Below are 15,703 nucleotides of genomic sequence, written 5' to 3' on the forward strand. Positions count from 1 at the left end.
TTGATTTCCAAAACTAAAATTCGCAATTTATTTTGGAAAAATAGCATGCTTTTATGAACTATAAAGAGCAGTATTTTACTACGACATTAAAGATCAACTTTAACACAAGCATTCTAATTTTATAGAGATCAACTACTTCTAGGTGAAAATTTCATTTTACAATGAATTTTTGCTAAAATATTCATAATTTAATGAGAATGAAGGTGTTAGGGTCAGGTTGCTAGTTATTTATTTATGCAATATTAATAGGCGTGATTTGCAATGTACTGTCTTACCTAAATAGGTATGATCTTTAGATCTATAACAGTCTAATTTATAGTCAAAATTTAGGAGGCATTACATGTTTTTTCTCTTTTGTAAGATATGTATTACGCCGGGTTAAAGATCGGTATTAAAACAAATAAGGTAACTAAATGAAAATGAAATACTTATTTATAAAAAAGAGCTAGTATGTAGTATATGAATGTATTAATAGTCTTCAAGATTAGCTAGTACTAGTAGTTATTGGTAAGTATAAATCTTTTAAAAATTTTGGATTCTATCGAAAACAAAGTATTGGTATGAAAATAAGACCAATGTTTTAATAAATATTTCAGCTAGGGTTAAGATAATTATAGTACTTAAAAATGCTTAAAATATTCCGTAGATTAGATCAAAGATCAACATCAATTTAATCGTGTAAAATACTGATTAGTAAGTAGTTGTTATTTGCTTTGTGTGTATTCTTTCCAGTCCTTATTTTTGTAAATATTCTCCCCGAAGTACTTAGCGATATCTAAGAAGGGTTTTGGCTTTTGATAACCGGGCACTGGCGAAAGCATATTCATTTCTTCGTCTAAGAAAACAGTAGTGGGGTAACTCATTTTACCTTGCATTAAGGCTGCAGCAAATTCATGATAACCATTTCTACCAGAAGGCACAAACTTAAAAGTCTTTCCTTTGTATTCAATAACCTCTTTTCCTTCGCCATCTAATTTCACCATATAATAATTGTCCGCCATATAAGAAGCTACTTCTTCGTTTTGGAAGGTATCCTTATCCATTTTTTTACACCAACCGCACCAATCTGTGTAAATGTCTACAAATATTTTCTTTGGCTTTTTGTCAGTAGCAGCTAATTCGGCGGCTTCATTCCAAGATAACCATTCAACTTCTTGGGCATTTACGTTGAATGCAAATAGAGCGCAAGCAATAACAGCTAATATCTTATTTGTGTTTTGGGGTAAAATATTCATAAACTTTTATTTATACTTGAGCTTAGTCCAAATTCTATACCAAAACTAACGATTTTTCGTCATGTTTATTTTAAATGGGTTTTGGTAGCGGTACTTATTTCAGTTAATATATTTTTTAAATCAACTTTTTAATTTATCCTAAGGGTTCTCGCATAAAAAAAGCGACCAATTTAATTGATCGCTTTATAGTTTTTAAACTCCTGCTTTTTCCGTTTTCTTTTCAAAGAGATTTTTGATGTCTACTTGGTTTTTAATTAAATCATCAAAGGTTTCTCGCTCTCTTATAAGATGCGCTTTTCCTTCGTGCCACAATACTTCTGGCGGACGAAATCTAGAATTGTAGTTACTCGCCATTGTAAAGCAGTAGGCGCCCGCATTTTTAAAACAAAGTATATCACCTTCTGATATTTCATTTATTCTAACATTATTGCCAAATGTGTCGGTTTCGCAGATATAACCTACTACAGAATAATAACGCTCGCGACCATTTGAATTAGAAATATTTAAAATAGAGTGGTTGGCGCCATATAACATGGGGCGTATTAAATGATTGAATCCAGAATCGATACTCGCAAAAACAGTTGATGTAGTTTGTTTTACAACATTAACTTTTGCTAAAAAATGACCTGCTTCACTAACAAGAAATTTACCTGGCTCAAACGCTAATGTCAAATCTTTCCCATATTCAGTACAGAATTCATTAAAACGTTTGCTTAATTTTTTTCCAAATTCTTCAATATTGGTTTCGATATCACCTGATTTGTAGGGAACTTTAAAGCCGCTACCGAAATCTATAAAATCTAGGTTTTTGAAATTCTTAGCTGTTTCAAAAAGAATTTCAGAGGCATATAAGAAAACATCAATATCAAGAATATCGCTACCGGTGTGCATGTGAATTCCATTGATATTCATTTTGGTTACTTCAACTATGCGTAGTAAATGCGGAATTTGATGAATACTAATTCCAAATTTAGAATCGATATGTCCTACAGAAATATTTGAATTTCCACCGGCCATTACATGCGGATTTATACGCACACAAACAGGAACATCCGGATGTTTATTTCCAAACTGCTCTAATATTGAAAGGTTGTCAATATTAATTTGAACACCAAGGGCAGAGGCATCTTCAATCTCTTCAAGTGAAACTCCGTTAGGTGTAAATATTATTGATTCGGGTTTGAATCCTGCTAAAAGTCCTAATTTAACCTCCTGAATTGAAACTGTATCTAATCCACTTCCTAAAGAATTCATTAATTTGAGAATGCTCAAATTTGATAAAGCTTTAGCAGCATAATTTAAGCGTAATTGTTTTACGTTGCCAAATGCATTGGTAAGTCTATTAAACTGACTTATAATTTTTCCAGAGTCATAAACATAAACTGGGTCTCCAAATGTTTTTGCAATTTTTAATAAATCGGCATTCTTCATATTGTGGTAGTATTTATAGCAAATCTAGGTTGTTAAACGTTATTCCGCAAAAAATAATATCAACTATATAAAAAATACAACAAAAAGTTATATTTATAACATTTATATTATTTTGTACTTGTAGGGTTGCGCATTGAATTGTATTTTTAAAATCTGAAATTTAATAAATGAAACTACCCTTATTTCCATTGCAATCGGTTTTTTATCCTGGTGAAACTGTGCCGTTGCATATTTTTGAAGATCGCTATAAAGATTTAATTCACGATTGTCGTAAAGAGGCTATAACCTTTGGTATACCTGTGTATATATACGACAGTGTAGCTTATGGCACCGAAGTACAGTTGGTTGAAGTAGTAACAACATATGAAAACGGTGCAATGGATGTTACCTGTGTTGCGCGCCAAGCATTTAAAATAATATCTTTTGAAAGACAAATGCCGAATAAATTATATTCCGGAGGAGAAGTGCAGTTTTTAGATACTGTAAATGATGCTAACGATGTTATGCGCCGAAGAGTGCTAAATAAAATTGAGCAACTTTATGATTTAATGGATGTTCCCTTTACGCCTATTCCACTAGACAAATTTAATAGTTACATTTTAGCACATAAAATGGGGCTTTCTTTTGAGCAAGAGTTTCAATTACTTCAATTAGCTAAAGAGAGTGAACGACTTTCTTTTATAAAGGCGCACTTATTATCGACAATTGCAGTGCTTAAAGAAGTAGGTCGCACCAAAAAGACTATAGAATTGAATGGTCATTTTAAGAATTTTGACCCACTCGATTTCAAAAATTTGTAAAATTTATTAGTCTCCCAACCCTTTTTAGAACAACATGCTTGTAATTCGGCCTTCGTTTCCTATTTTTGCACGTAAACATATATACCTTTAATCAATGAATCTTCACGAATATCAAGGAAAAGAGATTTTAGCAAGTTTTGGAGTCCGCATACAACGCGGTATAGTTGCTCAAAGCGCTAATGAAGCAGTTGAGGCTGCAAAAAAATTAACTGAGGAAACCGGTACAGGCTGGCACGTAATTAAAGCTCAAGTACATGCAGGTGGTCGTGGTAAAGGTGGTGGTGTAAAACTCGCCAAAAACTTGAAAGAAGTTGAAGAAATTGCAGGCCAAATTATTGGAATGAACTTAATTACACCGCAGACTTCTGCTGAAGGTAAAAAAGTACATCAAGTATTAGTGGCTGAAGATGTTTATTATCCTGGTGATAGTGAAACTAGCGAATTTTATATGTCAGTTTTATTAAATCGTGGTACGGGTCGTAATATGATTATGTATTCTACCGAAGGAGGAATGGATATTGAAGAGGTTGCTGAAAGTACACCTCATTTAATATTTACTGAGGAAATTGATCCTGCAACGGGAATTTTACCTTTTCAAGCTAGAAAGATTGCTTTTAACTTAGGCCTATCGGGAATGGCTTTTAAGGAAATGACAAAATTCGTTTCAAGTTTATATAAAGCATATGTAGAAAGTGATTCTAGTATGTTTGAAATTAATCCGGTTTTAAAAACATCTGATGACAAGATAATGGCAGTTGATGCCAAAGTAACGATAGATGATAATGCTTTATTTCGCAGAAAGAAATATGCTGAGATGCGTGATTTACGTGAAGAAAACCCAATAGAGGTTGAGGCTGGTGAAGTTGGATTGAGCTATGTTGATTTAGATGGTAATGTTGGCTGTATGGTTAATGGAGCTGGTTTAGCAATGGCGACTATGGATTTAATTAAAATGGCAGGAGGAGAGCCAGCAAACTTTTTAGATGTTGGTGGAACAGCTGATGCTAAAAGAGTTGAAGAGGCTTTTAGAATCATTTTAAAGGATCCTAATGTAAAAGCAATTCTAATCAATATCTTTGGTGGTATTGTTCGTTGTGATCGAGTAGCGCAAGGTGTAGTTGATGCTTATAAAAATATGGGTGATGCTATTCAGGTTCCAATTATCGTTAGATTGCAAGGTACAAATGCAGAGTTAGCGAAAGAGATAATTGACAATTCTGGACTAGCCGTTCATTCGGCAGTACAGTTTCAAGAAGCTGCCGATAAGGTTAAAGAGGTATTGGCATAATACTTCAGAAAATTATAAAGTGAGTCAAGGCTGTGTTAATTCACAGCCTTTTTTATGTTCAATATTTTAGGTGTATAATATTTTGTTTAACATCAATAAAATTAGATTGTTGGCGCTATTTTAATACTTAATTTTAAATGTATATTTCTACAAAATGTTCTTTAAAATAGTGTTAAAATAAAATTTTCCTGTAACAATTTCATTCCAGAAACGTCTTTTTTATAGAAGCCTTTTAAAGGGCTTTTATTCATCATTTCATCAATCAATTATTAATCACTCGATAATCGTCGGGGTAAAAAACAAAAGTCATGAGAAAATTTAGTTTAGTTATGGTAGCTGCAATGTTACTTTTCACAGGTAGTATTTTTGCAAACGAAGTAAATAGCAACGATCCAACAAAAAGTTTATCAGAACAAATTTCTGAAATTTTAAAAGACAACGAGTTGAACGAGTATATTATTAATCAATCTGCTCAAGTACGTTTCACTTTAAATAACGAAGGTGAAATAGTTGTAATGTCAGTTGATACTAAAAACGAAAAGCTTGAATCATTTGTTAAAGCGCGTTTAAACTACAAGAAAGTTGAAGTAAGTGAAGTAAAGGAGGGTAAATTGTATACCATAGCTATTCGCGTACAAGAATAGTAATTCGATACTTAAATTATATAAGAATCCTAATTGAGAAGCAAATCTCAATTAGGATTTTTTCTTGTTTTTATACTTAACATAACTGAGGTCTGATTGTTTTTTAGGCTTCGGTTTGTTTTTCATTGGTGTCGGTAGGGGTTTACTTTTGGTTTTCATTTTAAGTAATACTTCGCCTGGAATTAAAGGGTTTTCTTTTGTGCCACGCAGATGCAAGACTAAACCATTTAAGAAATTACGTAAAATCTGATCACCACATTCGCGATAATTAGGGTGATCTTCATTTCTAAAAAGAGCCCCCAATTCGCTTTTGGAAATTTTAAAATCTACCAACGCTAAAATTTGAACAATTTCATCATCTCGCAATCGCAATGCAACTCGTAATTTTTTCAATACATCGTTGTTTGTCATAGTCCTTTTTTATTGATATTGCAAAGTAAAACATAGCAGTACTAATTACCTTGTTTTAAGTGAATTATTTATACGAAAGCCTTTTTTTTTCTGTTATTATACTAGTGATTGTAAATATCAAGCCCTATAATATGAGCACCTACGAAGAAAAGCTTAGTATTTTGTCAGAAATGATTTCGTTTGCTCGAGTTGACAACACCATTAAAGAATCTGAATATAATTTTCTTATAAGTGTTGCTGGGCAATTAGGGGTTAACCGTGATACTTTCGATTCATTACTCAAAGAAAGTAGTAAGCATATCATTCCTAAATCTCAGGCAGAACGAATACTTCAGTTCCATCGGTTGGTACTTCTAATGAATGTAGATGAAGAACAGGGTGAAGTAGAAGTAGGTAGAATACATAATGTTGGCTTAGGAATGGGTTTACCGCCGTCTGCAATACAGCAGGTCTTAACTATAATGCATGAATATCCAAATAAAATTGTACCGCCAAAAGTGCTTATAAATATCTTCAAGGCACATTACAATTAACATCCATTACATAAAAATGACAATATGTCATACTCTAGTGAATGAAAAATGACAAAATGACGTAATTATTGTTTTGGTATATAATTTGACTTTTCAATATCGCAATTGAAGTTTAACAAATAAAAAATATATCATGAGCATAGTAAAAAGAAGTCATATGTTATTTCCTGAATTAATGAATGAAATTTTAAAGCCTGATTGGTTTGGGGGAATAGAAAATTTAAATGCAAAAGTACCACCGGTAAACATCAAAGAAAATGAAAAGGATTTTGATCTTGAGTTGTCGGTGCCTGGTGGAAAAAAAGAAGACTTTAAGATAGAAGTTGATAATAATATACTCACAGTTTCTTCAGAAGTTAAAACAGAAACAGAAGAGTCTAATGAAAATTATTCTAGAAAAGAGTTTGGATTCACATCATTTAAAAGAGCATTTACCTTACCAGAGTCAATTGATGAGGAAAAAATAAAGGCTGATTACGTAAACGGAATTTTAAAGTTTAATCTTCCAAAGAAAGAAGAAGCATTACCGAAACCTAAAAGAAATATCTTATTAGATTAGGATGATAAAATTGCATTTTCATTGGTTGTGATAATGCAGAGTTGGTTGGTTGTTTATTAAAGCACCTCTCTTGTAGGGGTGCTTTTTTTATTTAAATTATAAGTAATAAAAGGTATTAAAAGATATAAAAATATATTCGAATATTTGGCTATTTAACCCGTGAAAACTTCAGATAGAATGCTCTTGACACTAAATTAATAGAGTTATAAAAAATTCAAATTTATACGATTTATTTTATTTTTCTTGAAGCATTTTTATTTCATCGCGAAGTTTTGCAGCGTTCATAAAATCTAAATCTTTAGCCGCCTTTTCCATTTCCTTTCTTTTCGATCGAATCATTTTTTCAATTTGATCTTTTGTCAAATAATCCATATCTGGTTCTGCAGCACGCATTTCCTCTTTTTCAAAATGATATGTTGAAACAGAATTTTTAGATAATACGCTATCGAGACTTTTATTTAGTGCTTTCGGTACAAGATTGTTTTTGGTGTTGTAAGCAATTTGTTTTTCTCTTCTATAATTGGTTTCGTCAATAGTCTTTTGCATACTAGCGGTAATTTTATCAGCATACATTATAGCACGACCGTTAAGGTTTCTCGCAGCTCTTCCTACAGTTTGTGTTAGTGAACGATTGCTTCTAAGAAATCCTTCTTTATCTGCATCTAAAATAGCCACCAGCGAAACTTCTGGTAAGTCCAATCCTTCTCGCAAAAGGTTTACACCAATTAATACATCAAAAATACCTTTTCGTAAATCTTGCATTATCTCAACACGCTCAAGTGTATCTACATCACTATGTATATAACGACAACGCACATCAATACGTGTTAGGTATTTTGCAAGCTCTTCAGCCATTCTTTTAGTTAGTGTTGTTACTAAAGTTCGTTCGTCTTTCTCTACTCTTTGTTGTATTTCCTCAACTAAATCATCAATTTGATTAAGACTTGGTCGTACCTCTATAATTGGATCTAATAAGCCTGTGGGTCGTATTATCTGTTCGGCGATAATTCCTTGGCTTAGCTGTAATTCATAATCTGCCGGTGTGGCACTTACATAGATTATTTGATTTTGCAAGGCCTCAAACTCTTCAAATTTCAATGGTCTGTTATCCATAGCTGCTGGTAATCGGAAGCCGTAATCAACCAGGTTTTCTTTTCGAGAACGGTCACCACCATACATAGCATGTACTTGTGGTATGGTAACATGACTTTCATCAATAACCATTAAATAATCATCTGGAAAATAATCAATTAAGCAAAAAGGTCTTGTACCTGCTTCGCGACCATCCAAATATCTCGAGTAATTTTCAATTCCTGAACAATATCCTAATTCACGAATCATCTCTAAATCAAAACTTGTTCTTTCTTCTAATCTCTTTGCTTCTAAATGCTTGCCAATTTCTTTGAAGTATTCTACTTGTGCAACCATATCATCTTGAATTTTATGAATGGCATTCTGCAGTACATCTTGAGAGGTAACAAACATGTTCGCAGGATATATATTTAAAGTCTCATAGGTCTCAATGATGTTATTGTTAAAGGGGTCAAATGCCTCAATTTCTTCAACTTCGTCACCAAAAAAATGGATTCGAAAGGCATGATCTGCGTAACCAGGAAAAACATCAACAACATCACCTTTAACTCTAAAATTTCCATTTCTGAAGTCAGCTGTAGTTCTGGAATATAATCCCTGTACCAACTGATGTAAAAATTTAGTTCGTGCAATTACCTGGTCTTTTTCAATGCTGATTACATTTTTTTGAAATTCAATAGGATTCCCAATACCATATAAACATGAAACCGAGGCAACAACCAATACATCGCGTCTACCCGAGAGTAGGGAAGAGGTAGTACTCAAACGTAATTTCTCAATATCTTCATTTATAGAAAGATCCTTCTCAATATATGTTCCTGTTGTTGGAATAAATGCTTCAGGTTGGTAATAGTCGTAATACGAAACAAAATATTCAACTGCGTTTTCAGGAAAAAACTGTTTGAATTCTGAATATAATTGTGCAGCTAAAGTCTTATTATGTGCTAAGATTAAAGTTGGTCGCTGAACTTCTTTAATAACGTTAGCCACCGTAAAAGTTTTACCGGAGCCCGTAACACCTAAGAGTGTTTGATAACGTTCTTTTGTATTTATGCCATCAACTAATTGTTTTATGGCTTGTGGTTGATCACCTGTTGGTTCGAATTCTGAAACAATCTTAAATTTCATGCCTTAAAATTACGAAAGACGAACGGTTTAGGCCTAAGAGGATTTCAATAATTTCAAACTAACGTTTTAAAGAAAAATGACCAGTGACTACTTCTTTATTTTCAGTATTCTCGAATTTGTACCAATAATCAGACGATGGCAAAAGTTTGCCATTATAGGTGCCGTTCCAGGTTTGATCTATTGTGTTTGTTTGAAATACTAATTTAGCATAGCGGTCAAAAATGCTAAATGTTCCGTTTGGGGAGCAGGCTTTAGTAATTGGAACATAGTTGTCATGTATTCCATCATTATTTGGGGTAAAGAAATTAGGAAAAACAATCGCGCAGGGGTCTTCTGACTCAGGCATTGGTGTTTCTTCGCACGATAAAGGATTTATGGTTATTGAGAAACTGCTTTCGTCAAAACAATCGCTTATTCCGGTATACACGTAAATAAATTGAGAGGTAGTTATTTCATCTCCTGCATTTAACCGCATTCCACCAGCGTTCGTTTCAGTATAATAATTATTGTCTGCAGAAAGGGTTGGCAATATATAACCCTCACAGGAATTTACATCTTCAAGATTATCTGCTGTTGGAGTGGTACAACCGATATTTAAAGTAATATCGTTTCGAACTAAAGTTAAATCGGTTACAATATCACTCGTAATTTCTGCGTGGTATATCCCCGCATCACTTGTCTGAATATTATTTAAAGTTAATGTAGCACTATCTGGAGCTCCCTCAATTAGAACCCCATCTTTATACCATGTATAGTGGTTTTGAGTGCCGCTAACTGTTGTTGTGAAAGTGATGTCCTCGCCGTTATTATGGTTTAAAATTTCAATATCATTAACTTTTCCTTGGGGATTATCACTAAATATTGGGAGGTTCACACTATACTGGTCGAATTGATTTTCAAAATCACCAAATTGATAAAGGTTATTACTGAAAACTAGCGTTCTGAAATCCGGCAATGATGTGAAATCGGGTATTGTTCCTTCCAGTTGATTGTTTTCTAAATAAAAAGAACGGAAATTCATTAATGAGGTAATGTCAGATGGTATATTACCTGTTAATTGATTATTGGAAACTGAGAAACTAATTAAACTAATTAGGGAAGAAATACTATTTGGAATACTATCTGTAAATTCATTATAGTCCAAAGCTAAGTGTTCTAATTGTGTAAGATTTGAAAAAATATCTGGTATAGCCCCGGAAAGTTGATTATTTCTTAAATCCAACCATTTTACGGAAGTTAGATTGCTAAAGGAATCTGGAATTGGCCCCGTTAAATTATTTTCAGAGAGTAAAAGTAATTCTACGTTAAGAAGCTCACCATATTCTGGAGGTATCTCCCCACTTACATTAGTATAATTGATATGAATATTTATTGCCTTTACTAAATTTCGCAAAGAGACCGGTAGTGTTCCTGTTAGGTCTTGATTTCCAATTCTGAAATCCTCTATGTTTATAAGATTGCCAAGTTCGGTAGGAATAGTACCAGTTAACATATTGTGCTCTAAACCAAGAATTGTAAGGTTTATTAAATTACCATATTCTGGGTATATATAACCCGTAAATTGGTTGTCATCCAATTGTAAAACTGTTAGGGTTAACAAGTTTGTAATCTCAATCGGAATTTCACCAGTTAGATTATTATTTCGTAAGGTTAACCATTGTAAATTAGCAAAAGTTGTTAATGATAACGGAATTCCGCCTGTCAGCTCGTTTTGTGCTAAATGGAGAATTTGCAGTTGCGTTAAATTACTGAGAGCAGCGGGAATTGTTCCTGTTAAATCATTACTAAAAAGGTTAAGTGTACGTAAATCGGTTAGAGTAGTGATGCTTAAAGGTATAGGTCCATTTAGTTCACCAATAGCCAAATCAAGAATTGTTAACCATTGTAAGTCTCCTACTTCGTCAGGAATTATTCCAGCTAGATTATTGCTGCCCGCAAGATCGTTGGTTAGATTAAGGTCAAGCCCGGTTACATGGCCACCATTAATTGTTAAGCCATACCAATCATCTGTTACTGGACCAGTAAAATCCCAATTATTTGTAAGGTCCGCATCATTTTCACTAGCCCAATTTGGTCCATCGGTAGCATTGTAAAATGCTAAAAGCGCTGCTTTTTCAGGAGGCGTTACCTGAGAAATTATAAATTGAGAAAAAAGAAGTAACAAGAAAAAAAGTTTAATCTTTTTCATTTGATTATAATAAACATTTTTTTCAGTAGCTATTTTGATGGGGACCATTTATGTAATTCGCAAAAAGTGATATTCATTAGATTTTCTCTAAGAAACTACACCAGTTGAATTTTTTCTGTTTCAATTTTGATACTTAACAAAATTAACGAAGTAATTCATTTCAGGCACTTCACTTCATCTAATAGTTTCTTGTTTTAACGAAAAAGCTCGCTGAAAAGTCTTAGAAAAATTCAGGGATAGTAACAATGGTGCAATTAGTTTTTTGATATTTAAATTAATTTCATAAATCATTAAATAAATAAAATAGCTGTTAATCAAGGAATTGAAGATAATTGTTTTAAGAAATAGTAAATTTCTATAATTAGGAACAAAAGCTAATTTCAGAAATAGAATAGAGGACTTAAAAGAATAAGTCAGTTCCTTTAACAATCTAAGGTTTTATCTTTTTAGTGTAAAATGTCCTTGATAGATTTGACCATTGTTTAAGCTCACTCGAAACCAATAATCTGAAGATGGCAAAAGTGCTCCCCCCATTGAACCGTCCCATCCAATATCATTCGTATTTATTTGTTTAACCAGTTTGCCGTAACGATCATAAATATTTATTGAAGTATCAGCCATATTATTATCCAAACCCGTTACTTGCCACGTATCATTAACTCCATCTCCATTTGGTGTGAAGAAATTGGGAAATCCAAGTATTGAAATTTGTTTTTCGGTAATTCCACAGCCATTTATATCTTGTACGAAAACTGTATATAGTCCAGATTCGAGTCCATAAAAGTCAGGTTCCTTTTGGTAATTTTCATTATCAATTGAAAATTCATAATCACTTTCTCCAGAAATTAATATTTCTATACTGTTATTATTTAAATCGTTATTAATATTTATTTTCTCAATAATTGGAGGGTGTAAAACTGAAACCTTAAAGTCAAAAGTGTTCGTGCAAATTATGGCGTTTTCGTTGGTGTCAAAATAGTTGCCTATCTCTAAAAAATAATCTCCTTCTTCAGAAATTGATACTTGATTGGTCGTACTTATTTCCTGAAATGCATCATCATTTATTTTATACCATACATAAGAATCAAAACCGTTTGGTCCATTGATTAAAAGGGGAGGTCCATTTGAGCAAATTTGATAATCTTCAATAGCATCTGTTATCGGTATAGTATTTACCACGAAGTCAATTTTTCGAATATTTTGACATTCATCTGCATGCTCAAAACGGATGTAAACTGTGGTTGATGAAGTTCTAAAACTACCCAGAATTGGGTTTGATTCTAAACTAGCATCATTAAAATTTTCAAAAAAAGAAACTTCAGTATTAGTAAAATAAGTATTTTTTATGTTATTAATATCAAAGGTGCCTAACAATTGATTATCATTAAAATCGTCATCACAAGTGATAATCGGATTCGCTTCATGGAAACCTATAGTCGTAGGCTTTATTTCAATCGAAATTTCTCCTGTGCCATTACAAGTTTCTGAAATTGATTTATAATAAATAGTGTAATTAAAAGGTGTAGTATTACTATAGTTTTTTGGATTTGAAATTGGGATATTATTTATGAGGTCATCATTAGATTCGTAGAATATTGCAGTACCTTCTGGTAGTGCGGTAAAAGTCTGATTAAGATTAAGTGCCGTTATACCGTCAGTTGAATTATTTTCATCTAAATCACATTGACTAAAAGTTATTACTTTTGGGAAGTTGCTTGTAATTAATTGTAAATCTATAGGAAATGTTTGGTAACATGATATATTATTAATTAGGCTTATTCTAGCGTAAATTTCACTTGTTGCAGCATTTAAAAAGGGACTTTCTATGGGTGCTGTATTGTTATTAGCATTAGACTCATTTATATGTAGAGAAATATCAAATTGAGATGCATTACTAATGCCATTTTCAATATCGTTCTTAATTTCTGCAATAGAAAAAGGTTCAATATTATTACGATCATTATCACATGCAGTGTAGCTCAAATTTGGTGAGTTATCAAATTGTACTGGTTCAATCTGGAAATCTATTATTTCAAAACATCCATTGGCGTTTGTAGCTCTCACATAAATAGTTTCGGAACCCCCTGTAGAATAATATTGACCTGGATTATTAATATCATTTTCGTTATCAAAGGCATCTTCATATGTAGAAAAGTAATCCAGTCTATCTGTAGTACTCGTGGTAATTTGAGATTCATTAATAGTAAGGTCAATTGAGCCAGAAGATCCGACTATACACGTTTGAATATTATCAGGTTTGGTAACATTGGGCATTGGTAGAAATCCTGAAGTGCCAGTCCATTCTAGTGTGAATCCACCAGTGCCAACAGGTCTGTCAATTAATATATAATAATGTTCGCCAGCACTTACAGGAATTGAAGAAACATATCCGTTTCCTAGCTCAGCTGGTCCTCCAGAAAAATTTGTTTCAGAATCTCTTAATCCAGTTTGATTGTAACTTAAACCTGCTTGTAATGGATTTGTTGTGTTGCATCGAATTGGATCATCAAGATTTCCGCAAGTATTATTTGGTCCGAAAATATAAAAATCATAATCCACAACTAAATCTGTACTATTTGGAATTATATTGAAAGCTAAATTTCCACCAGTACCTATGGTTAGACTAAGCCATAAACTGTTTTCTTCGTAATACAAGCAGTCATTAGAACCATCTAATTCTTGAATTCCAAATCCTGTTGCGTTACTTGAAATGTTTGTATTTCCGCAAACTATAATGGCATCTATACAGTCATTAGCTTGTTGGGAATAGGAATATGATATACTAAAAATTAGAAAGGTAAAAACTAGTTTTTTCATTGTGCAATTTTGTTCTATCAACAATATAGAACAATGGAGATTTACCCGCATTTATAGGCAAAAAAATACAAGGAAATAGTGATTGTTTTCTACTGGAATACCAGTAGAACTTTTGAAGTAATTATCTCTTTAAAGTAAAGTGACCATTAATTTCTTGTTGGTTAAATGACATTGCTTTAAACCAATAATCTGTAGACGGAACAGGGTTTCCGTTAAAATTACCATCCCATCCATGGGAGTTCGGGTCTATTTCTGCAATAAGGCTTCCGTATCTGTCAAATATTGAAATTTTACCTTTTACAATTTCATTAATCTCTTTTATTTCTGGAGGATGTATAAGTTGCCAATGATCATTAATACCATCACCATTTGGTGTGAAAAAGTTTGGAAAATCTTCTGTTTTTAAACCCCTTTCAATGAGTTGAGATACTATACCACACCCATTTTTATCTCGAATAAAAACTATATGTGAACCCTCCGATACCGCATTGAAGATTGCATCGTCTTGGTAAGGACCATTTTCACTATCCATAGCATATTCATAATTACCGGATCCAATGGTATTTATAGTTACTTGTTTGCCTAGATAAAGTGGTCTAATTTTAATTGATTCAATAACCGCTACTTCTGAAGGTATTACATTAAAATTATTGGTACTAACACATTCTATTTGAACTCCGGATCGGTCGATTAAATTATAGGCTTCAAGTAAGAAATTCCCTGTCTGGTTTAACTGATAATTTCTATTTTCGGATAGTAAAATTTCTTCACCTTCAATAATTTGTATCCAGCGAAATCCATCTGCCTCCCCTTCAGCAATTACGGGTATAGGACTACTATTTTTACATTTAATAAAAAGCGTTGGGAATTCAATTTCTGGTGCTAAAAATTTTACATCCCCAGTAATTAAATCTATTTCTTCACATGGATTGTCAACATGACCAGTAAAAAAACTTTCTTCTGAACAAGTAAATGAAGAACCGTTTTCATTCTCAGGTCTAATAGTAACATAAATGCGAACATCTTGCGGAAAGTCAATAGGTGGGTCATACGAAAGAACATTACCGACATTGTAATTATCTAAAATATCGTCACCACCAATAGAAGTCCCCATAGTTATATTGTAACTCGTTGCTCCAGATGAATATTGCCAAATAATATCTGTAACTACCGTTACATTTGCAGCGTTGTTATCAGGTGCACTTAATTGTGTACATGTTGGGGCTTGGGTTACATCCATTGTTCTGAAACTAGATGATTCACAATCTGTAGGTGTAGCATTAAATAAAAGGACACTTATTGTAACATAAATAAGGGTATTCTCCGGTAATCCAACAGGGGCTTTATAAAAATTATTTATTCCAGTAGCCTCTCGGCTAACTATATCAGTGCCATTAACAGAAGTGCCTAACGAAATTAAATACCCATTAATACCACTTACTTCAGGCCATGTAATAGTAGCATCTACAGGAATATTTGTTGAGCCATCTGATGGAAAATTAACTTTAGTACAATTTTGGGCATGCGAAAAGAAGACAGCTAATAAGAGTATTAAGTTTAGCATATTTCTTTTCATA

Annotated in this window: 12 protein-coding genes; 5 read left to right on the forward strand and 7 right to left on the reverse strand. The window is 32.8% G+C overall.

Annotated elements, in window-relative coordinates; all coding sequences use genetic code 11:
* Positions 1-704 precede the first annotated feature (704 nt).
* Together UH7x_RS14155 and lysA are read right to left on the reverse strand one after the other, a co-directional pair.
* Positions 705-1,235: a thioredoxin family protein gene (locus UH7x_RS14155; protein WP_482360574.1), complete on the reverse strand. Its 531-nt coding sequence runs from the start codon at positions 1,233-1,235 to the stop codon at positions 705-707.
* Between the two features lie 192 nt (positions 1,236-1,427).
* Positions 1,428-2,666, reverse strand: a complete 1,239-nt coding sequence (gene lysA / locus UH7x_RS14160) for a diaminopimelate decarboxylase (RefSeq protein WP_482360575.1) — start codon at positions 2,664-2,666, stop codon at positions 1,428-1,430.
* 167 nt (positions 2,667-2,833) lie between these two features.
* Between lysA and UH7x_RS14165 the strand changes: the two genes are divergently transcribed.
* The 3 genes from UH7x_RS14165 (at position 2,834) to UH7x_RS14175 (ending at position 5,398) form a co-directional block, all read left to right on the forward strand.
* Positions 2,834-3,466, forward strand: coding sequence for an LON peptidase substrate-binding domain-containing protein (locus UH7x_RS14165; RefSeq protein ID WP_482360576.1), 633 nt, complete (start codon positions 2,834-2,836; stop codon positions 3,464-3,466).
* A 94-nt stretch (positions 3,467-3,560) separates the two neighbouring features.
* The gene (gene sucC, locus UH7x_RS14170) at positions 3,561-4,754 is read left to right on the forward strand and encodes an ADP-forming succinate--CoA ligase subunit beta (protein ID WP_482360577.1); all 1,194 of its coding nucleotides are present in this window, start codon (positions 3,561-3,563) and stop codon (positions 4,752-4,754) included.
* Between the two features lie 308 nt (positions 4,755-5,062).
* Positions 5,063-5,398 (forward strand): hypothetical protein, encoded by a 336-nt coding sequence (locus UH7x_RS14175; protein ID WP_482360578.1) that lies wholly within the window; start codon positions 5,063-5,065, stop codon positions 5,396-5,398.
* Positions 5,399-5,449: 51 nt separating this feature from the next.
* Here the strand turns inward: UH7x_RS14175 and UH7x_RS14180 are convergent, their stop codons facing one another.
* Positions 5,450-5,809: a DUF1456 family protein gene (locus UH7x_RS14180; protein ID WP_482360579.1), complete on the reverse strand. Its 360-nt coding sequence runs from the start codon at positions 5,807-5,809 to the stop codon at positions 5,450-5,452.
* A gap of 131 nt (positions 5,810-5,940) precedes the next feature.
* On the opposite strand from UH7x_RS14180, the gene UH7x_RS14185 reads away from it, so the two are divergent.
* Both UH7x_RS14185 and UH7x_RS14190 read left to right on the forward strand, forming a co-directional pair.
* Positions 5,941-6,342 (forward strand): TerB family tellurite resistance protein, encoded by a 402-nt coding sequence (locus UH7x_RS14185; protein WP_482360580.1) that lies wholly within the window; start codon positions 5,941-5,943, stop codon positions 6,340-6,342.
* 133 nt (positions 6,343-6,475) lie between these two features.
* Positions 6,476-6,901, forward strand: a complete 426-nt coding sequence (locus tag UH7x_RS14190) for an Hsp20/alpha crystallin family protein (protein ID WP_482360581.1) — start codon at positions 6,476-6,478, stop codon at positions 6,899-6,901.
* A 234-nt stretch (positions 6,902-7,135) separates the two neighbouring features.
* On the opposite strand, the gene uvrB is transcribed toward UH7x_RS14190, so the two are convergent.
* The 4 genes from uvrB to UH7x_RS14210 form a co-directional block, all read right to left on the reverse strand.
* Positions 7,136-9,121: an excinuclease ABC subunit UvrB gene (gene uvrB, locus UH7x_RS14195; protein WP_482360582.1), complete on the reverse strand. Its 1,986-nt coding sequence runs from the start codon at positions 9,119-9,121 to the stop codon at positions 7,136-7,138.
* Positions 9,122-9,179: 58 nt separating this feature from the next.
* Entirely contained in the window at positions 9,180-11,309 is a 2,130-nt protein-coding gene (locus tag UH7x_RS14200; RefSeq protein WP_482360583.1) for a T9SS type B sorting domain-containing protein, read from the reverse strand.
* 438 nt (positions 11,310-11,747) lie between these two features.
* Positions 11,748-14,126, reverse strand: coding sequence for a T9SS type B sorting domain-containing protein (locus UH7x_RS14205; RefSeq protein WP_482360584.1), 2,379 nt, complete (start codon positions 14,124-14,126; stop codon positions 11,748-11,750).
* A 121-nt stretch (positions 14,127-14,247) separates the two neighbouring features.
* Positions 14,248-15,702: a T9SS type B sorting domain-containing protein gene (locus UH7x_RS14210; RefSeq protein ID WP_482360585.1), complete on the reverse strand. Its 1,455-nt coding sequence runs from the start codon at positions 15,700-15,702 to the stop codon at positions 14,248-14,250.
* Between the last annotated feature and the right edge of the window lies 1 nt (position 15,703).

It is taken from the genome of Aurantibacter sp. UH7 (assembly GCF_056839165.1).